The organism is Xanthomonas sp. F4, from assembly GCF_011761895.1.
In genome coordinates this window covers 222,951-241,878 of sequence record NZ_JAASQX010000001.1, presented here as the reverse complement: position 1 = coordinate 241,878, position 18,928 = coordinate 222,951, and the positions used below count along the sequence as shown (strand labels likewise).

The following is an 18,928-nucleotide window of genomic DNA, read 5'->3' as shown; positions in this document are numbered from 1 at the left end:
CGCACCCTTACCCGCGCCGGAACGGCACGCCGGTCTTGGCGACCAGTTCGGCCTCGTCCACGCCCTCGGCGGTTTCCACCAGCACCAGGCCGCTGTCGGTGACGTCGAACACGGCCAGGTCGGTGATGATGCGATCGACCACGCCGACACCGGTCAGCGGCAGATCGCAGGCCGGCAGGATCTTGTGGCTGCCGTCCTTGGCCACGTGTTCCATCAGCACGACCACGCGCTTGACCCCGGCCACCAGGTCCATCGCGCCGCCCATGCCCTTGACCATCTTGCCCGGCACCATCCAGTTGGCCAGGTCGCCCTTCTCGCTGACCTGCATCGCGCCGAGGATGGCCAGGTCGATATGGCCGCCGCGGATCATCGCGAAGGAATCGTGGCTACCGAAGTAGCTGGCGCCGGCGCGGGCGGTGACGGTCTGCTTGCCGGCGTTGATCAGGTCGGCGTCGACCTCGTCCTCGCTGGGGAACGGGCCGATGCCGAGCAGGCCGTTCTCCGATTGCAGCCACACGTCCACGCCCTCGGGAATGTGGTTGGCGACCAGGGTCGGCAGGCCGATACCCAGATTCACGTAGGCGCCGTCGGTGAGTTCGCGGGCGGCGCGCTGCGCCATGTCGTCGCGGGTCCAGGCCATGTCAGGCGTCCTTCTGGCGCAGGGTGCGCTGTTCGATGCGTTTTTCGGGGTGCGGGTTGTGCACGATGCGGTCGACGTAGATGCCGGGCAGGTGCACCTGGTCCGGATCCAGGCTGCCGGTCTCCACCACTTCTTCGACCTCGGCGATGCAGACCTTGCCGGCCATCGCGCAGGCCGGGTTGAAATTGCGCGCGGTCTTGCGGAACACCAGGTTGCCGGCGGCATCGGCCTTCCACGCCTTGACCAGGGCCACGTCGGCGCGCAGGGCGGTCTCCAGCACGTAATGCTTGCCGTCGAATTCGCGGGTCTCCTTGCCCTCGGCCACCACCGTGCCGTAGCCGGTGGCGGTGAAGAACGCGGGGATGCCCGCGCCGCCGGCGCGCAGGCGTTCGGCCAGGGTGCCCTGCGGATTGAATTCCAGTTCCAGTTCGCCGGCCAGGTACTGGCGTTCGAACTCCTTGTTCTCGCCGACGTAGGACGAAATCATCTTGCGGATCTGCCGCGTCGCCAGCAGTTGGCCCAGGCCGAAGCCATCGACGCCGGCATTGTTGGAGATCACCGTGAGGCCGCCGACGCCGCTGTCGCGCAAGGCTGCGATCAAGGCCTCCGGGATGCCGCACAGGCCGAAGCCGCCGACCGCCAGGGTCTGCCCGTCCGCCACCACGTCGGCCAGCGCCGTGGCCGCATCAGGGTAAAGCTTGCCGCGCCGCCCGCCCGCAGGGGTAGTGGTGTCGCCCATTCGCCAGCTCCGCGTTGGAAATAGGCGCGTAGTCTAGCCGCTCGCCGCGCCGGACCCCCGCCGCACCGCCGCAACGACCGATTAAGCGGCGGAACGTTACACTCCGGTTTCCCCCAACTAGGACCCTCTTCCTATGTCGCTTCCCGCATTCAAGGCCTACGACATCCGCGGTCGCGTTCCCGACGAACTGAACGAGGACTTGGCGCGCCGCATCGGCGTGGCGCTGGCGGGGCAGTTGCAGAGCGGCCCGGTGGTGGTCGGCCATGACGTGCGCCTGGCCAGCCCGGCGCTGCAGGCGGCACTGTCGGCGGGCCTGCGCGCCAGCGGCCGCGAGGTCATCGACATCGGCCTGTGCGGCACCGAGGAAGTGTATTTCCAGACCGACCACCTGCAGGCCGCCGGCGGCGTGATGGTCACCGCCAGCCACAACCCGATGGACTACAACGGCATGAAGCTGGTGCGCGAGAACGCGCGCCCGATCAGCTCCGATACCGGCCTGTTCGCGATCCGCGACACCGTCGCCGCCGACACCGCGCCGGCCGCCACGCCGACCGCCGCCGAGCATCACCGCCCGGACAAGAGCGCCTACATCGAGCACCTGCTCAGCTACGTGGACCGCGCCACGCTCAAGCCGCTGAAGCTGGTGGTCAACGCCGGCAACGGCGGCGCCGGTGCCATCATCGACCTGCTGGCGCCGCACCTGCCGTTCGAGTTCGTGCGCGTCTTCCACGAGCCGGACGGCCACTTCCCCAACGGCATTCCCAACCCGCTGCTGCCGGAGAATCGCGCTGCCACGGCCAATGCGGTCAAGCAGCACGGCGCCGACTTCGGCATCGCCTGGGACGGCGACTTCGACCGCTGCTTCTTCTTCGACGCCGACGGCCGCTTCATCGAGGGCTACTACCTGGTGGGCCTGCTGGCGCAGGCGATCCTGGCCAAGCAGCCGGGCGGCAAGGTCGTGCACGACCCGCGCCTGACCTGGAACACGATCGAACAGGTCGAGGAGGCCGGCGGCATTCCGGTGCTGTGCAAGAGCGGGCATGCCTTCATCAAGGAGAAGATGCGCAGCGAAAACGCCGTGTACGGCGGCGAGATGAGCGCGCACCACTACTTCCGCGAATTCGCCTACGCCGACTCGGGGATGATCCCGTGGCTGCTGATCGCCGAACTGGTGTCGCAGTCCGGCCGCTCGCTGGCCGATCTGGTCGAGGCGCGCATGCAGAAGTTCCCGTGCAGCGGCGAGATCAACTTCAAGGTCGCCGACGCCAAGGCGGCGGTGGCGCGGGTGATGGAACACTTCGCCTCGCATGCGCCGACGCTGGACTACACCGACGGCGTCAGCGCCGAATTCGCCGACTGGCGCTTCAACCTGCGCAGTTCCAACACCGAGCCGCTGCTGCGCCTGAACGTGGAAACCCGCGGCGATGCGGCGTTGCTGGAACAGCGTACCCAGGAGATCTCCGAGCTGCTGCGCGGCTGATCCCGACACCCTCCCCCACCCACAGACGCACTATGGAGTTCCCCCGCCCATGAGCGACGTCCTTCCCATCATCCTGTCCGGCGGTTCCGGCACGCGCCTGTGGCCGTTGTCGCGCGAGTCGTATCCCAAGCAATTCCTGCCACTGGTCGGCGAGCAGAGCATGCTGCAGGCCACCTGGCAGCGCGCGGCGCCGGTCGCCGCGCATGCGCCCATCGTGGTCGCCAACGAAGAACACCGCTTCGTCGCGGCCGAGCAGTTGCAACAGATCGGCGTGAAGCCGCATGCGATCCTGCTCGAACCCAAGGGCCGCAACACCGCGCCGGCGATCGCCGTGGCGGCGCTGGAGGCCTCACGCGACGGCGCCGATCCGCTGTTGCTGGTCCTGCCTTCCGATCATGTGATCGGCGACGAGGCGGCCTTCCAGGCAGCGGTGCGCGTGGCCGCCATCGCGGCCGAGCAAGGCAAGCTGGTGACGTTCGGGATCAAGCCGACCGCACCGGAAACCGGCTACGGCTACATCAAGGCGGCCGCCGGCGATGGCGCGCGCGCGGTCGAGCGCTTCGTCGAAAAACCCGACTTGGCCACCGCGAAAAGTTATCTGGCGTCGGGCGAGTATTACTGGAACAGCGGCATGTTCCTGTTCCGCGCCTCGCGCTACCTGGAAGAACTGCGCAAGTTCCAGCCCGCCATCGCCGATGCCTGCACCAAGGCGTGGCAGTCGGCAAAGCGCGACGCCGACTTCACCCGTCTGGACAAGGACGCCTTCGCCGCCAGCCCCTCCGACTCCATCGACTACGCGGTGATGGAAAAGACCGCCGACGCGGTGGTGGTGCCGCTGGACGCCAAGTGGAGCGACGTCGGCTCCTGGTCAGCGCTGCTGGACGTATCGCCGCAGGATGCCAACGGCAATGCCCACCACGGCGACGTGATCGAGATCGATTGCCGCAACACCTACGCCTACGGCTCGCGCCTGATCGCGATGGTCGGCCTGCAGGACGTGGTGGTGGTGGAGACCGACGACGCGGTGCTGGTCGGCCACCGCGAGCGCATCCAGGAAGTGAAGGACATCGTCGCCAGGATCAAGGCCAACGGCCGCTCGGAAGCTACCTGGCACCGCAAGGTGTACCGCCCGTGGGGCGCCTACGACTCGATCGACAACGGCCAGCGTTTCCAGGTCAAGCGCATCACGGTCAAGCCCGGCGCCACGCTGAGCCTGCAGATGCATCACCACCGCGCCGAGCACTGGATCGTGGTGAGCGGTACCGCCGAAGTCACCCGTGGCGAGGAAGTACTGCTGCTCACCGAAAACCAGAGCACCTACATCCCGCTCGGCGTGACCCACCGCCTGAAGAACCCCGGCAAGCTGCCGCTGGAGTTGATCGAGGTGCAGTCGGGTAGCTACCTGGGCGAGGACGACATCGTGCGCTTCGAGGACACCTACGGGCGCACCTGAGTCCGGCACGCCACAACCCAAAGAGCCGGGCACTGCCCGGCTCTTTGTTTTTCGGCTGCGCTTTTTCTGCCGCGTACGGCAGGTCAGGCGGCCGGTGCTGCCGTGGCGAGTTCGCCGATCACCTGGCGCAGGCCATCGCGCCACTGCGGCAGTTCCAGCGCGAAATCGCGCTGCAGGCGCGACACGTCCAGGCGCGAGTAGGCCGGGCGCTTGGCCGGGGTCGGATACTCCGCGGTGGTGATCGGCAGCACCCGCGGCGCGCGCGGCAGCAGGCCGGCCGCCACCGCCTCGGCGAAGATCGCCTCGGCGAAGCCGTGCCAGGTGGTCTCGCCGACCGCGGTCATATGCCAGGTCCCGGACGGCAGCGTCGCGCGCTGCGCCAGCACGCGCGCGGTGACATCGGCGATCAGCGCCGCCGGGGTCGGCGTGCCGACCTGGTCGGCGACCACCCGCAGTTCGTCGCGGTCGGCGCCGACGCGCAGCATGGTGCGCAGGAAATTGTTCCCGTGCACGGCATACACCCAGGCGGTGCGGAAGATCAGGTGCTGCGCACCGGAAGCGCGGATCGCCTCCTCACCGGCCAGCTTGGTGGCACCGTACACGCCCAGCGGCGCGGTCGGTGCATCCTCGGGATAAGGCTGCGTGCCCTGGCCGTCGAACACGTAGTCGGTGGAGTAATGCACCAGCGGCACGCCATGCGCCGCACACCAGGTGGCGATCGCCGCCGGCGATTCGGCATTGGCACGGTGGGCGGCCTCTGCGTCCTGTTCGGCGCGATCGACCGCGGTGTAGGCCGCGGCGTTGACCACCGCCGTCGGCCGCAGCCGGTCCAGCAGTTCGCCCAGCGTCTGCGGCTGGTCGAAATCGGCGCGCTCGCAGGCGCTGCCGTCGGGCAACTGGCCGCTGCGCGTGGTCGCGAACACCGGCCCCTGCGCCGCCAGCGCGCGCAGCAGTTCCTGCCCGACCTGGCCATTGCCGCCGAAGACCAGAATGCTCATGGCTGGTAGACCGGCAGGCGATCCTCTGCGATGTCCTTCAAAAATGGCGCCTTTTCGTCCTTGGCCGACAGCAACGGCGCATTGAGCGGCCAGTCCACCGCAATATCGGCGTCATCCCAGCGCACCGAAGCATCCGCTTCCTGGACGTAGACATCGGTGCAGAGATAGCTGAATACCGCGCGCTCCGACAGCACCGCGAACCCATGGGCGAAGCCTTCCGGGATCCAGAACTGCTTGTGGTTCTCCGCGCTCAAGATAGCGGCAACCCATCGCCCGAAGTAGGGCGAACCGCGGCGTATGTCCACGGCAACGTCATAGACCTCGCCCTCCAGAACGCTGACCAGCTTGCCTTGCGGCCGCGGCCACTGATAGTGCAAGCCGCGCAGTACGCCCTTGGAAGAGACTGACACGTTGCTCTGCAAGAACGCTGCCGGCAAACCGGCTTGCGCGAACCGCTCGGCGTTCCAGCTTTCGAAGAAATGGCCGCGCGCGTCGCCGAACACCTTGGGTTCGATGACGGCACAGCCGGGTATCGCGGTCTCGATCAGATTCAAAGAAGCTTTCCTCGTTTCGCCAGCGCCTGCAGATACAGGCCATAGCTGTTCTTGACCATTGGAAGCGCCAAACGTTGCAATTGTTCGGCATCGATCCACCCCTGCAGGAACGCGATCTCCTCCGGGCAGCAGACTTGCAGGCCTTGGCGCGCCTGGATGGTTTCGATGAAATTGGAGGCTTCGTGCAACGATTGATGCGTACCCGTATCCAGCCACGCGTAGCCGCGCCCCAAGGCTTCCAAGTGCAGTCGCCCTTCCTGGAGATAGCGCCGATTGAGATCGGTGATTTCCAACTCGCCACGCGCGGAAGGCTTCAGCGCTGCGGCATGGCGACTGGCATCGCCGTCGTAAAAATACAGGCCCGTCACCGCATAGTTGGAACGCGGCGACGCCGGCTTTTCCTCGATGTCGATCACCTTGCCGGACGCGTCGAACTCGGCCACGCCATAGCGCTGCGGATCGTTCACCCAGTAGCCGAACACGGTCGCGCCGTGCGTGCGGGCATCGGCGCGACGCAAGGTCTCGGTCAAACCATGGCCGTGGAAGATGTTGTCGCCCAACACCAGACAGCTCGGCTTTTCGTCGACGAAATCGCGCCCGATCAGATAAGCCTGCGCCAATCCATCGGGGCTGGGCTGCACCGCGTATTGGATCTCCATGCCCCACTGCGCCCCGTCTCCCAGCAGCCTGCGGAACAGCGCCTGCTCGTGGGGCGTGTTGATCACCAGCACTTGGCGAATGCCCGCGAGCATCAGCACGCTGAGCGGGTAGTAGATCATCGGCTTATCGTAGACAGGCAGCAATTGCTTGCTGACCGCCTGGGTGATCGGATACAGCCTGGTGCCGGATCCTCCGGCGAGGATGATGCCTTTACGCTGCGTCATGATCAGATTCTGTCGAAACGCTGCTTCGTGCAGCGGACATGAGGATCGAACGGCCACCGCATCATTGCAGCGCGCCCATGCGTTCCAGCCGATAGCTGCCATCGAGCACGCCCTGCACCCAGTCCTGATGGCTCAGGTACCAGTCCACGGTGAGCGCAATGCCCTGTTCGAAGGTGTACTTCGGCTCCCAGCCCAGTTCGTTCTTCAGCTTGGAGGCGTCGATGGCGTAGCGGCGGTCGTGGCCGGGCCGGTCGGCGACGTAGGTGATCTGGCTGGCGCGCGGCTTGCCGTCTTCGCGCGGACGCCGTGCGTCCAGCAGCGCGCAGATCGCCTGCACCACTTCGATGTTCTGCTTCTCGGAATTGCCGCCGACGTTGTAGGTCTCGCCCACCTTGCCCTTGACCAGCACGGTGCGGATCGCTTCGCAGTGGTCGCCGACGAACAGCCAGTCGCGCACCTGCTTGCCGTCGCCGTACACCGGCAGCGGCTCGCCGGCCAGCGCCTTGGCGATCACCAGCGGAATGAGCTTCTCCGGAAAGTGGTAGGGGCCGTAGTTGTTGGAGCAGTTGGTGGTCAGCACCGGCAGGCCGTAGGTGTGGTGGAACGCGCGCACCAGATGGTCGGAGGCGGCCTTGGACGCCGAGTACGGGGAATTCGGCGCATACGAGGTGGTTTCGCTGAACTTGCCGGTCTCGCCCAGCGTGCCGTAGACCTCGTCGGTGGACACGTGCAGGAAACGGAACGCGTCGCGGCGGCCGTCCGGCAGCGCCTTCCAGTGATCGCGCACCGACTCCAGCAGGCCCAGAGTGCCGACCACGTTGGTCTGGATGAAGGCGCCGGGGCCGTCGATCGAGCGGTCCACGTGGCTCTCGGCGGCGAAATTGACCACCGCGTCGGGCTGGTGCTCGGCAAGCAGACGGCTCACCAGATCGCGGTCGCCGATGTCCCCGTGCACGAACACGTGGTCGGGATTGCCTTCCAGCGACGCCAGTGTGTTCAGGTTTCCGGCGTAGGTCAGTGCGTCCAGGTTGATCACACGGATGCCGCGCGCCACCGCCTCGAGCACGAAATTACCGCCGATGAAACCGGCACCGCCGGTTACGAGCCAAGTCGCCAATGCCTTTCTCCTGTGTCTTGGCCTGGGCACCAGACAGAATCGCTGGAGCGTAACCGGCAAGCATAGCGCTCTGGAGGTGGCCCGACGCGCTCACGCGACCAGGCCTGTTCAGTCCACCGTTTGCGCCCGACCATACGCCCTCGCATGGTCCCCCGCGCCCGGTTAGAATCCTCCGACTGCCCCGTGCCAGCCGCCGCGGCCGGGCCTTCCCGCACTGCTGAAGGATCTCGTACACGATGAAAATCCTCGTCGCCTACAAGCGCGTGGTGGACTACAACGTCCGCATCCAGGTCAAGCCGGACGGCTCCGGCGTGATCACCGAGGGCGTCAAGCTCTCCGCCAACCCGTTCGACGAAATCGCCCTGGAAGAGGCGCTGCGCCTGCGCGACGCCGGCATCGCCAGCGAGGTGGTGGTCGCCACCATCGCCCCGGCCGACGCCGCCGCGCACCTGCGCAACGGCCTGGCGATGGGTGCCAACCGCGCCATCCACGTGGTCGCCGACGCGGCGATCCAGCCGCTGACCGCCGCGCGCACCCTGCTCAAGCTGGTCGAGCAGGAGCAGCCGGACCTGGTGATCCTGGGCAAGCAGGCGATCGACGACGACGCCAACCAGACCGGGCAGATGCTGGCCACGCTGTGGGGCCGGCCGCAGGCGACCTTCGCCGGCAAGCTGGTGGTGGCCGACGGCAAGGCGACGGTGACCCGCGAAGTCGACGCCGGCCTGGAGACCCTGGAAGTGGACCTGCCGGCGGTGGTCACCACCGACCTGCGCCTGAACGAGCCGCGCTTCATCAAGCTGCCGGACATCATGAAGGCCAAGAGCAAGCCGCTACAGACCCTGGCCTTCGCCGACCTGGGCGTGGACGCCAACGACAGCCTCACCACCACCCACTACGCCCCGCCGGCCAAGCGCAGCCGCGGCGTGATGGTCAAGGATGCCGCCGAACTGGTGGCCGCACTCAAGCAGAAGGGGTTGCTGTAATGGCCAAGATCCTCATCGTCGCCGAACATCTCAACGGGCAGCTCAACGCTGCCACCGCCAAGTGCGTCAGCGCCGCGCAGGCACTGTCGCCGGACGCCATCGACATCGTCGTGCTGGCCGCCGATCCGGCCGCGGTGGCCGCCCAGGCCGCGCAGATCGCCGGCGTCGCCCGCGTCCTCACCGTCGCCAATCCCGCCAACGAACACGCCATCGCGCAGGTGCTGGGCCCGCAGATCGCCGCCCTGGCGACCGGCTACACCCACGTGTTCGGCCCCTCCACCACCTTCGGCAAGGACCTGATGCCGGTGGTGGCCGCCCTGCTCGGCGTCAACCAGATCTCCGACCTGATGGCGGTGGACGGCGAGTACGCGTTCAAGCGCCCGATCTACGCCGGCAACGCCATCATCAGCGTGCAGGCCCCGGCCGACCAGATCGTGGTGGCCACCGTACGTAGCGCCTCGTGGCCGGAAGCGGCGCAGGGCGGCAACGGGGCGGTCGAGGCGGCCAGCGTGGACGCGACACTGCCGAGCCACACCCGCTTCGTCGGCCTGGCCGCCGGCAAGTCCGACCGTCCCGACCTGCAGAGCGCCAAGCGCGTGGTCTCCGGCGGCCGCGGTGTCGGCTCGGCGGAGAACTTCCAGATCGTCTACCAACTCGCCGACAAGCTCGGTGCGGCGGTCGGCGCCTCGCGCGCGGCGGTCGACGCCGGCTACGTGCCCAACGAACTGCAGGTGGGCCAGACCGGCAAGATCATCGCGCCGGAGCTGTACGTGGCGATCGGCATTTCCGGCGCCATCCAGCACCTGACCGGCATCAAGGACGCCGGCACCATCGTCGCGATCAACAAGGACCCGGAATCGCCGATCTTCGAGATCGCCGACATCGGCCTGGTTGGCGACCTGTTCACGGTACTGCCGGAACTGGAAAAGGCACTCTGATCACGCTCGACTGCAACCGCTGCCCAGCATTGGGCGGCGGCTCTGCCGCTAGCGTTCTATAATGCGTCCTGCCTTGCGCCCACCGTCAGCACTGACGGCAAACAATCAGGATAGCCAACTCGTGACACAAGAAAAGCGGGCCCTCTGCGTAGACCTCGATGGCACGCTGCTTCGTTCTGATGTTCTTTACGAATCCCTTTTGGCGCTGCTGGTGCGCAACCCCTTATACGCGCTGCTAGTTCCATTCTGGCTCCTCCGCGGCAAGGCAACATTGAAGCGCGAACTCGCGTCGCGGGTCAGCCTAGTGCCTGAAACTCTTCCCTACGACGAGCGCGTGATAGAAATGCTGCGAACCACGCAGCAGCGGCCGCGTGTGCTGTGCTCCGCATCCGACCGGTTGTTGGTGGCACCTATTGCCGATCATCTAGGACTGTTTGAAGACGTCATTGCAAGTGACGGCGACATCAACCTAGCCGGACAGCGTAAAGCGGAAGCCCTGGTCGCTCGCTACGGCGAGAAAGGGTTCGACTATGTTGCAAACGGACACGTTGATCTGGATGTCTGGAAGCATTCCGCTCGAGCGATCGTTGTCAATGCCGGTTCTTCGCTGGCAGACAAGGCTGCGCGCGTCACCCATGTCGAAGCACATCTGCCGGCTCAAAATGGCGGGCTCAGCGCCTGGATCAAAGCCTTCCGTTTGCATCAATGGTTGAAGAACCTGCTGGTCTTTGTGCCGTTACTGACAGCGCATCAATTCCTTAACGGGAAGGCGCTAGTCGATGCTGGCCTCGCATTTCTGGCATTCAGCTTGTGCGCATCCGGCGTCTATCTGCTGAATGACTTGTTGGACCTGACTCCTGATCGCTTGCACGAGCGCAAGCGCAAGCGCCCTTTTGCGGCAGGCTCACTTCCTCTACTGCATGGATTGCTGGCCGCCCCAGCATTGACAATGGCCGGTCTTGGGTTGGCGCTGTGGTGTAGCCCTGACTTTCTTGTGGTTCTCGTGTGCTATTACGTCATGACGCTGGCCTACTCGTTCAAGCTCAAGCGGATAGTGATGATTGATGTTGTACTCCTGGCAGCCCTTTACACGGTTCGCATCATCGGAGGTACGGCAGCGATCGATGCCGTCATGTCGTTCTGGCTCCTAGCCTTTTCAATGTTCATTTTCCTCAGCCTGGCCCTGCTCAAACGCTATACGGAATTGGCCACAGCCCTCTCCAACGGCAAGTTGCAAGCCGCGGGGCGCGGCTATTCAGTCACCGATCTCTCATTGGTCCAGTCGCTGGGCGCTGCGTCGGGTTACTGCGCAGTCTTGGTGCTTGCCCTCTACATCAATAGCCCACAAAGCTTAGCCCTCTACCGGCATCCGCAGGTGCTCTGGTTGTTGTGCCCGGTCCTCCTTTACTGGACGAGCAGGACATGGATTGTGGCGCATCGCGGCGAGATGCATGACGACCCAGTGGTATTCGCCGCGACCGATCGCGTTAGCCAAGTGGTGATCGCTGTGGCCGGACTCGTAGCGCTCCTAGCGATATGACGGATACCACGGGTCAATCCTGGGGGCGTTACCCGCGGGTAGAGCAGCGTCTGCACCGCCTTTATGACAGAAGCACGCCGCTGCCGGCGCTGCGCGAGGCCGCGCTTCCACATGGCAATGGCCGCAGCTATGGAGATAGCTGCCTCAATCCGGGGGGGGCGCTGTATCTGACTCGCGGCCTAGATCGCTTCATCGCATTCGACCCTGCGACGGGCGTTCTTCGTTGCGAGGCCGGGGTGACGCTGGATGAGGTCATTCGTCTTGTGTTACCTCAAGGATGGTTTCTGCCGGTCACTCCAGGGACGCGATATGCGACGGTTGGGGGCGCTATCGCTAACGATGTACACGGGAAGAATCATCATCGCGCAGGTAGCTTTGGCCATCACATCCTTGAAATGGAGCTTTTGCGAACCGACGGAAGTCGCCATCTATTGCAAGCCGGTCACCCCAGCGGGCTGTTTGAGGCATCCGTGGGAGGGCTCGGTCTGACAGGCATCATTCTATGGGCTGAACTGCAACTGCGCCGAGTGCAGGGTCCATGGCTGGAAACCGAGTGCATTCGCTTCCGGAACCTGGATGAGTTCTTCGAATTGTCGCAGGCTTCTTCCAGCGGATACGAATACACCGTTGCCTGGATCGACTGTCTCGCCAAGGGCAAGCAGACGGGTCGAGGGCACTTTCTGCGCAGCGATCACGCACCTGGCGACGGGCGTTCAGAGCCAAGGCAAGGCCAACGCAACATGCCGCTCACGCCCCCCTTTTCCATGGTCAATAGCTTGACCTTGGGCGCCTTTAATACGGCCTACTATTGGCGCCAACCCTCCATTAGAAAGCGATACTCTGCGCACTATCGCAGCTATTTCTATCCACTGGACGGCATCGCGAATTGGAATCGCATGTATGGCCCCAAGGGATTTCTACAGCACCAGTGCGTGCTACCCGCGGAAACCGCACGCGATGCTGTTTCTGCGCTACTGACCGAAATCTCACATAGCGGTAGCGGTTCCTTCCTCGCTGTTCTCAAGGAGTTTGGAAACATACCGTCTCTAGGGCTGCTGTCTTTTCCGCGCCCAGGAACGACACTTGCGCTCGATTTCCCTAATACTGGACAAGACGTATTCCGCTTGCTCGATCGACTGGACAGAATCGTGGCACATGCCGGAGGAGCAATCTATCCAGCGAAGGACGCGCGCATGTCGGCAGAGATGTTCAAAAGCGGCTTCCCGGCGTGGCAGCAGTTTCAGCGATATGTCGATCCGCAACTTTCTTCTGGCTTCTGGCGTCGCGTAACGGAGGTTTCATGCAACGGATTCTAATCATCGGCGCCACATCCGCGATCGCCGAGGCTGTCGCCAGGCGCTATGCGCAGCGTGGCGCCATGCTTGCTCTAGTTGGACGCAACGTTCAACGACTGGAAGCAACTTCGCGGGATCTAAGGACGCGAGGAGCGGCAGCCGTGACCGTGCATGTCCTCGATGTCAATCGCTTAGAAGACCACGCCACTTGCCTGGATGCAGCAAGCCAGGCACTGGGGGGCGCCATCGATATGGCCCTCATAGCGCATGGAACGCTGCCGGATCAGGCAGATTGCACCGCTTCAGTGGATTACGCGCTTCACGAATTCGCAACGAACGGAACATCCGCTATTGCGTTATCCATCCGATTGGCACAAAAGCTGGAATCGGGATCGACGCTAGCAGTCATTTCTTCAGTGGCCGGTGATCGAGGCCGTTCCAGCAACTATCTATACGGCAGCGCAAAGGCAGCCGTTACCACCTTCCTGAGTGGCCTAGGTCAACAACTTCGCAGCAAGGGCATTAATGTGCTGACAATAAAACCCGGCTTTGTCGACACGCCAATGACAGCTCAGTTCAAAAAGGGCGCGCTCTGGGCGACACCGGATAGCGTAGCCCGCGGCATCCTACGCAGCATAGACAGGAAACGCTCCGTCGCTTACCTCCCGGGTTTCTGGCGTCTCATCATGGCCGTCATCACCCACATCCCGGAATCCGTTTTTCGCAGAATCAAACTGTGAGGCACTTCAAGTTAGTCGGCATGTATGCCGGATTTGCCGCCATATCGATACTCGCAAACATTGGCACGCAAGCGCTCTGTGTCTACCTGTATCAAGGGCCCTACTATCTGCCTCTTTCCATGTGTGCAGGCACTGCCGCCGGGCTCATCAGTAAGTACCTACTGGACAAGCACTTCATTTTCTCCCACAAAAGCGAAGATCTTGGCAAAGAAGCGGCCACGTTCGGGCTCTATGTCGCTATGGGCCTGATCACCACCCTTATATTCTGGGGCACAGAAGCGCTCTTCCAAGTCATATTCAGGTCTGACGCAATGCGATACGTCGGCGGCGTGATCGGCCTTTGCTTGGGCTACACACTGAAATACTGGCTGGACAAGAAGTTCGTATTCAACAAAAGATCCCACTCTTAACTGACCCACGCCGACGGCGAAGAGATTGTCTTCGCCGCAAGCGGGGTCATAAAAACAGTGCGCGATCAGCGCTTGAGACGATAAAGGTCAAGCACAGAGTATTCTCCAAAGTAACCCGGCGATGGAGTCTCGTACGTCTCTACGCGGTCGTAGTTATCGAAGAACCACGCCCTATCCTCCTGCGTTGAGAACAACGGCGCGCCAAGGCAACTCTTGGGGGGAGTCACCATCGTATTTCTCTCCACCTCGAAGCGTCTCTTGATTACAAACTGCGGCTTTAGATCCTGCAAAGAACGCACGAAATATCGGCAGCCATAATCGCGCGCTCGGGCCAGAGCGCTTTCATCCACCAGCCCCACCTCATCAAAGACGTGTGCATCATTGAAGTAACCCTGCCAGCCAGCGGCTTCCATCCAGACGGACTTTGCATGCCAGCGATCATTCAGCTCATGCGACAGTCGCCCACGGAAACCCGCGTCCTGCTGGATCCAGGAAATAATCTCGACACGTTTTGCCTCGGTCCGCGGAACAGCTAGCCAGCACAGCGCCAGTACGCAGAATCCAAATACCGTAGTTCGGCGAGCCGCGCCGACGTCCTCTGCGCGCATCCAAAGTATCGCCGTCACCACAAGACGAGAAAGCAACACAAGTACGAATGCCAGCCAGAAACTAACGTACCATTCCCACAAAGATGGGATCAAGAGAATAAAGCAGCTATAACCGGCCACGAACAGCGAATAGACGCCCTTGCGCCAAGGCACGCTGTTCCGCCCTTGCTTGAAAAAGATGAACGCATCGGCAAGCGCGATTATGCCAACAAGACTGAGCAGCGCCAAGCTGACCCCTGCACCCATCCCGATAAAGGCATCCAGATAGTCGAACCGATTCAGGATTGCATCAAAGGTGAGGGGGTTAGAAGGAGCCCCGAAGTAGGCCTTGGCAGCAACTGTTCCAGGCACCCATCGTCCTGAAATCATCCAAAACACAATCGGCACCGTCACCACGCCAACCGCATACGCGGAGGTGTCGCGCAGCACCTGCCGCCGGCCGCGCTGTAACAGGAGATAGGGTACAACGCTCAAGAACGCGACAATGGCGATCTCAGGTCGGTTCCAGGCAAGAACTGCGGCGATACCCGCCATCAAGTAGGACCTTGCCTGACCCAAGGTGCCAGCCATCCAGGCTAGAACCGCAACAGAAAGCAGCAAGAAAGAACCTTCTAGCCCGAGGTACAGAAAGCGTAATGGCCAAAAGAAAAAGACCGAACACACGGCGAGAACGACAGCCGTCAATGTGCGCGTACCCCTTGGCGCCCGATACACCAGGATCACCATTGCGGCTACATTGAAGATTACACATGCCAAGTAGTGAAGTGCCAGAACATCCCGACTTCCAGTCAACACCATCAGCGGCTTGACTATGACGCTGGAAGCGAGCCAAAACAATGGATCTGTGACCCCGAGCGCTGAGTAGCCCACATTGTAGACAAGACCATGCCCCTCCAGCATATTGCGAAGGTGCCTCAGACCAATCATCGCATCCTCTTGCATCCCGACGTGACGCAATGCATAAACCAATTGAGCAGAGGGCGCTAACGCTATCAAGATCGCCAAAGAAGCGATCAGTATATTCAAGCACCTCTCGATGGTGAGATCTTTTGTTAAACCTTTCCAACCCATATCACGTCCAAGCATGCGCACACTTACACCCATCGGTTACGTTTGAGGAAATCGCCTAAGAGCTGGACCTTTCCGCCGGCCATGCCACACGCGACTTGAGCGAGCTTCATCACGACCGTACATCATACCATGCACCTTCGTGCGCATTTTGGTGCCCAATGATCACAGCAACCAAGCCGGCGGGGGACACGCGGGGCGGAGGCTGCGTACCATAATTTCTGCGTCCGGCCACCCTCGGCGGCTAGCGACGGCATCGCGCGTAGCGTCGATGGTTTGTCGGGGCGAGCGCGGCAACCAGTGGATTGCAAGCAAAGATCTTTTAGCCATCACGGCCTGGAATTCCAACGCTCTTTCTGCGAAAATCAGCGGTCATTCGATGCAATGGGGTCTAAATGCGCATTCTGGTAACAGGTGGAGCTGGCTACATCGGCAGCCACGTTTGCGTGGAACTGTTGCAGCGCGGGCATGAGCTATTGATCTACGACAATCTTTGCAATTCGCGTAGCGATGTCACGGAAGCGATAACGGCCATCACCCATAAGCCCGCGCCGCTCGTGGTAGGCGATGTTCGCGATAGCGGCGCCCTACTGGAATGTATGCGTCAGTTCGTCCCGGAGGCAGTCATCCATTTTGCTGCATTGAAGTCCGTGGGCGAGAGTCTGGAGCATCCTCTCAGCTATTACGCCAGCAACATCGGCGGCACGGTAAATCTCCTGCAGTGCATGGCGCAACTGGGCTGCAAGAAGCTTGTCTTCAGCTCGTCGGCGAATGTTTACGGCGTACCCGAAAGGTGCCCAGTCAAGGAAGATGCTGCCCTCTCCACTTCCACGCCTTACGGACGCACCAAACTCTTCGGCGAACACATCATTCTGGACGCACGTGCCGCGGATCCGAACCTCAAGGCAATCAACTTGCGCTACTTCAATCCTGCGGGCGCCCACCCGTCAGCGCTCATTGGGGAGCGACCCGTTGGCAAACCCAGTAACCTCGTCCCCTTCGTGGCACAGGTGGCACACGGGTGGCATTCTTCCGTGAAGGTCTTCGGCCACGACTACCCTACGCCCGACGGCACTGGCGTAAGAGACTTCATACATGTCTGTGACCTAGCCGAAGCCCATGTGCAGGCGCTCGAGCATATTGACGCCATCACGGACCTCGACGCTATTAACCTTGGCACTGGCCGCGGGTACTCGGTCCTGGAAATCATTCGAGCATTTGAAACGGCATCAGGCCAATCGATCCCCTTCGATCTTGTGGACAGGCGCCCCGGCGACATACCGGAAAGCTGGGCTGACCCGTCTTTAGCAGAGGAAAGAATGGGCTGGAAAGCCAAGCGTGATCTCATGGCGATGTGCAAGGACGCTTGGCGCTGGCAGCAGACATTGCAAAAGCCGGTCGCTGGCACTTAGCACTGCGCCCGAACGAGGCTCAACTTCTGCCCGAGTGGCCCGGTACCCGCCTAGCAAGGCGATAGAGCACCCTGATCAGAAGGCTGAAGCCAGGAAGACGACGAAGCACATTGAGTTGGCTCAACGACTGCTCCAGCTCCGAGAGCAACAATCCAGAAAAGGCACTACCCGGGATCTGTTCTGGCGCAATGATGGGTTGGAGGCTGGCGAGGCCGCCTTCAGCCCCATTGATAGGCACCATTTCCATGACGAGACAAGCATGGCGTCGCCGCATGTCAGCAGAATGGATCATTGATCCTGGCCGCTGTCGATATAGAAAATGTACGTCTGGCGTCACGATGAACCGGTGACCGTCCGAGAGAGCTCGGCGATAGAACTCCCAATCCTCGTACGCTCTTAGATCTTCGCGATAGCGAAGTCCTGCCACTACCGCACGCCTGGCAAGGCATGTAGCGGTGGAAAACGAGTTCATATATCGACCGGACCAAAACCCCTCCCCCAACAAGGGAATAACATATTTCATTTCTAATGAATTAAAATCCTGCTCGCGAGACATTGAGGTGAAATAAGCGGCCTTGGGGACGACGAAATCGAACTCGCGATTTCGTTGCAGTGCCGCAACCGCGAGCTCAATAAACGCAGGGCTAATGATGTCGTCGGCGTCAAGTGCAAGCACATAATCCCCACTAGCCGCCAGCACTCCCACGTTGCGGGCAGCAGAAAGTCCTATGTTGTAAGGCAACCATACCACTCTCAGGCGGCCGCTCTGTTCCTGCTCGAGACGTCGAAGCGTGCTCCGGGACGCCTCGTCCGTGGATGCGTCATCCACGACCAGAACATCGAGATTTGGGTAGCTTGAAGACCACACGCTCGCCAACGTACTACCTATGTATTCGCCCAAATTGAAGTGGGTAACCACAACAGTGACACGCGGAGCTTCAAAAGTTGCCTCCTCACGCGAATCACTACCGTCACGCAACGGCCATACCGGAAGCGCCGGCGGCCCCAGAGACGGGCGCCAAGTTAAAGACTGAGCCAACGCATCAAGCAGTTGCGTCACTTCGCCATTGTACGCAAGGACATTATGTCCAACCTTCCAACCCGACTCCTCGCGCAAGGCTGGATTGGCAGCATTGACAACGCAACGCACTCCGTTTGACGCAGTCTCGATGACTTGCATCGCGGCAGGCGCCCAGCGATTAGCAAAAATTGCAACTGTCGTCGAATTTGCGGATTTACTCCAATCCGAGGGTAACTGTCTAACGCGACCACGAAGATCCGCGGGCACCAATGCAAGGTCCGCTCCAGCGGCCGCCATATCCAGACGAATACCGCCGCGCCATCGGGGATTTTGTCTACACAGCCCGACAAAGCCTCTAATCACGGTGCGCAATGACTGAGGCTCGTCGGAAACGCAAACGAAATCATTGACAGCCACGCTCCCAGCCATGTCTATGGCACAGGGAGCCTGCACCACCGCGCACGCCAAGCGCTCCTGCAGGTCATCCGCTTCCAAGCCGAGCGCACCACAAAAATCACTCGAGATCGAAGAGTTAAGGCAAACCGCAAGGTCACAGTCGCGTAGTGCTTTGCGCTCCAGATCCATCAGCCTCAGGTCAGCAAGACACAGGGGCCGCGCCCTACGGATCGACTCAAGCGCGCTGCACCTATTTAGACGAACGGCAATGGTGGCGCCAGCAAATCCCCCATTAAGTAAACGTGCCTGCAGCGTGGAAAAAGCGATTCCGCAGAATATGGGAAACTCTATGTATGTGGCACGCACATGCAGATCCAGGGCACGCAATCCCCGCATCACAGACGTGCTTCGATAGAAACCCAAGTCATCGTTACTACTAGCGAGGGTCGGAAAGCGCTCTGGAGAAGAGCCGGGCTCTGCGTCGGCATCAACATTAAGCGACACCCTGTTGCGCCAACGAAGTTGGCCTCTATCTTCTCCGATGATGACCAAAAGGCTGTCGCTGGGCTCGGAAGCCAACCTGGCTTGCAGCAGAAGGGCGTCTTCCTCGTCAAGAGTAGAGCCCCTGCCATCAAATACAAAAGCGCGCATA

17 protein-coding genes are annotated in these 18,928 nt (G+C 62.0%); 9 read left to right on the top strand and 8 right to left on the bottom strand.

Annotated elements, in window-relative coordinates:
• Nucleotides 1-7: 7 nt before the first annotated feature.
• Complete coding sequence (locus tag FHR66_RS01125) at nt 8-640, bottom strand: CoA transferase subunit B (RefSeq protein ID WP_160957519.1); 633 nt, start codon at nt 638-640, stop codon at nt 8-10.
• Between the two features lies 1 nt (nt 641).
• A complete protein-coding gene (locus FHR66_RS01120; RefSeq protein ID WP_160968903.1) occupies nt 642-1,379 on the bottom strand; it encodes a CoA transferase subunit A in 738 nt (245 codons plus the stop codon).
• Nucleotides 1,380-1,512: 133 nt separating this feature from the next.
• Here FHR66_RS01120 and FHR66_RS01115 point away from each other — a divergent pair, with 133 nt between their 5' ends.
• Both FHR66_RS01115 and FHR66_RS01110 read left to right on the top strand, forming a co-directional pair.
• Entirely contained in the window at nt 1,513-2,859 is a 1,347-nt protein-coding gene (locus tag FHR66_RS01115) for a phosphohexomutase domain-containing protein (RefSeq protein ID WP_160968901.1), read from the top strand.
• A gap of 49 nt (nt 2,860-2,908) precedes the next feature.
• Entirely contained in the window at nt 2,909-4,312 is a 1,404-nt protein-coding gene (locus FHR66_RS01110) for a mannose-1-phosphate guanylyltransferase/mannose-6-phosphate isomerase (protein ID WP_160968899.1), read from the top strand.
• 83 nt (nt 4,313-4,395) lie between these two features.
• On the opposite strand, the gene rfbD is transcribed toward FHR66_RS01110, so the two are convergent.
• From rfbD to rfbB, 4 genes are all read right to left on the bottom strand, one after another.
• Complete coding sequence (rfbD, locus tag FHR66_RS01105; RefSeq protein WP_160968897.1) at nt 4,396-5,310, bottom strand: dTDP-4-dehydrorhamnose reductase; 915 nt, start codon at nt 5,308-5,310, stop codon at nt 4,396-4,398.
• Nucleotides 5,307-5,864, bottom strand: a complete 558-nt coding sequence (gene rfbC, locus FHR66_RS01100; RefSeq protein WP_160957524.1) for a dTDP-4-dehydrorhamnose 3,5-epimerase — start codon at nt 5,862-5,864, stop codon at nt 5,307-5,309. Before rfbC ends, rfbD begins: the two co-directional genes overlap by 4 nt.
• Nucleotides 5,861-6,748: a glucose-1-phosphate thymidylyltransferase RfbA gene (rfbA, locus tag FHR66_RS01095; RefSeq protein ID WP_160968895.1), complete on the bottom strand. Its 888-nt coding sequence runs from the start codon at nt 6,746-6,748 to the stop codon at nt 5,861-5,863. The genes rfbC and rfbA overlap by 4 nt, the downstream gene beginning before the upstream one ends.
• 61 nt (nt 6,749-6,809) lie before the next feature.
• A complete protein-coding gene (gene rfbB, locus FHR66_RS01090; RefSeq protein WP_160968893.1) occupies nt 6,810-7,865 on the bottom strand; it encodes a dTDP-glucose 4,6-dehydratase in 1,056 nt (351 codons plus the stop codon).
• A 236-nt stretch (nt 7,866-8,101) separates the two neighbouring features.
• Here rfbB and FHR66_RS01085 point away from each other — a divergent pair, with 236 nt between their 5' ends.
• The 6 genes from FHR66_RS01085 (at nt 8,102) to FHR66_RS01060 (ending at nt 13,771) form a co-directional block, all read left to right on the top strand.
• Nucleotides 8,102-8,848: an electron transfer flavoprotein subunit beta/FixA family protein gene (locus FHR66_RS01085; protein WP_160968891.1), complete on the top strand. Its 747-nt coding sequence runs from the start codon at nt 8,102-8,104 to the stop codon at nt 8,846-8,848.
• Complete coding sequence (locus tag FHR66_RS01080) at nt 8,848-9,786, top strand: electron transfer flavoprotein subunit alpha/FixB family protein (protein ID WP_160968889.1); 939 nt, start codon at nt 8,848-8,850, stop codon at nt 9,784-9,786. Before FHR66_RS01085 ends, FHR66_RS01080 begins: the two co-directional genes overlap by 1 nt.
• A 121-nt stretch (nt 9,787-9,907) precedes the next feature.
• The gene (locus tag FHR66_RS01075) at nt 9,908-11,326 is read left to right on the top strand and encodes a UbiA family prenyltransferase (protein ID WP_456361718.1); all 1,419 of its coding nucleotides are present in this window, start codon (nt 9,908-9,910) and stop codon (nt 11,324-11,326) included.
• Nucleotides 11,323-12,642: an FAD-binding oxidoreductase gene (locus FHR66_RS01070; protein WP_160968885.1), complete on the top strand. Its 1,320-nt coding sequence runs from the start codon at nt 11,323-11,325 to the stop codon at nt 12,640-12,642. Before FHR66_RS01075 ends, FHR66_RS01070 begins: the two co-directional genes overlap by 4 nt.
• Entirely contained in the window at nt 12,627-13,361 is a 735-nt protein-coding gene (locus FHR66_RS01065) for an SDR family oxidoreductase (RefSeq protein WP_160968883.1), read from the top strand. The genes FHR66_RS01070 and FHR66_RS01065 overlap by 16 nt, the downstream gene beginning before the upstream one ends.
• The gene (locus FHR66_RS01060; protein WP_160968881.1) at nt 13,358-13,771 is read left to right on the top strand and encodes a GtrA family protein; all 414 of its coding nucleotides are present in this window, start codon (nt 13,358-13,360) and stop codon (nt 13,769-13,771) included. Before FHR66_RS01065 ends, FHR66_RS01060 begins: the two co-directional genes overlap by 4 nt.
• Before the next feature lie 65 nt (nt 13,772-13,836).
• Here the strand turns inward: FHR66_RS01060 and FHR66_RS01055 are convergent, their stop codons facing one another.
• Nucleotides 13,837-15,465, bottom strand: coding sequence for a hypothetical protein (locus FHR66_RS01055; protein ID WP_160968879.1), 1,629 nt, complete (start codon nt 15,463-15,465; stop codon nt 13,837-13,839).
• Nucleotides 15,466-15,842: 377 nt separating this feature from the next.
• On the opposite strand from FHR66_RS01055, the gene galE reads away from it, so the two are divergent.
• On the top strand, nt 15,843-16,859 hold the full coding sequence (galE, locus tag FHR66_RS01050; protein ID WP_160968877.1) for a UDP-glucose 4-epimerase GalE: 1,017 nt from the start codon (nt 15,843-15,845) through the stop codon (nt 16,857-16,859).
• 19 nt (nt 16,860-16,878) lie between these two features.
• On the opposite strand, the gene FHR66_RS01045 is transcribed toward galE, so the two are convergent.
• Nucleotides 16,879-18,927, bottom strand: a complete 2,049-nt coding sequence (locus tag FHR66_RS01045; RefSeq protein WP_160968875.1) for a glycosyltransferase family 2 protein — start codon at nt 18,925-18,927, stop codon at nt 16,879-16,881.
• Nucleotide 18,928 lies beyond the last annotated feature (1 nt).

Bases quoted from the DNA above. Each gene is read 5' to 3' on its own strand.
- FHR66_RS01125 (WP_160957519.1), bottom strand. From the start codon at position 640: ATGGCCTGGACCCGCGACGACATGGCGCAGCGCGCCGCCCGCGAACTC.
- FHR66_RS01120 (WP_160968903.1), bottom strand. From the start codon at position 1,379: ATGGGCGACACCACTACCCCTGCGGGCGGGCGGCGCGGCAAGCTTTAC.
- FHR66_RS01115 (WP_160968901.1), top strand. From the start codon at position 1,513: ATGTCGCTTCCCGCATTCAAGGCCTACGACATCCGCGGTCGCGTTCCC.
- FHR66_RS01110 (WP_160968899.1), top strand. From the start codon at position 2,909: ATGAGCGACGTCCTTCCCATCATCCTGTCCGGCGGTTCCGGCACGCGC.
- rfbD (WP_160968897.1), bottom strand. From the start codon at position 5,310: ATGAGCATTCTGGTCTTCGGCGGCAATGGCCAGGTCGGGCAGGAACTG.
- rfbA (WP_160968895.1), bottom strand. From the start codon at position 6,748: ATGACGCAGCGTAAAGGCATCATCCTCGCCGGAGGATCCGGCACCAGG.
- FHR66_RS01085 (WP_160968891.1), top strand. From the start codon at position 8,102: ATGAAAATCCTCGTCGCCTACAAGCGCGTGGTGGACTACAACGTCCGC.
- FHR66_RS01080 (WP_160968889.1), top strand. From the start codon at position 8,848: ATGGCCAAGATCCTCATCGTCGCCGAACATCTCAACGGGCAGCTCAAC.
- FHR66_RS01070 (WP_160968885.1), top strand. From the start codon at position 11,323: ATGACGGATACCACGGGTCAATCCTGGGGGCGTTACCCGCGGGTAGAG.
- FHR66_RS01065 (WP_160968883.1), top strand. From the start codon at position 12,627: ATGCAACGGATTCTAATCATCGGCGCCACATCCGCGATCGCCGAGGCT.
- FHR66_RS01055 (WP_160968879.1), bottom strand. From the start codon at position 15,465: ATGCTTGGACGTGATATGGGTTGGAAAGGTTTAACAAAAGATCTCACC.
- galE (WP_160968877.1), top strand. From the start codon at position 15,843: ATGCGCATTCTGGTAACAGGTGGAGCTGGCTACATCGGCAGCCACGTT.
- FHR66_RS01045 (WP_160968875.1), bottom strand. From the start codon at position 18,927: ATGCGCGCTTTTGTATTTGATGGCAGGGGCTCTACTCTTGACGAGGAA.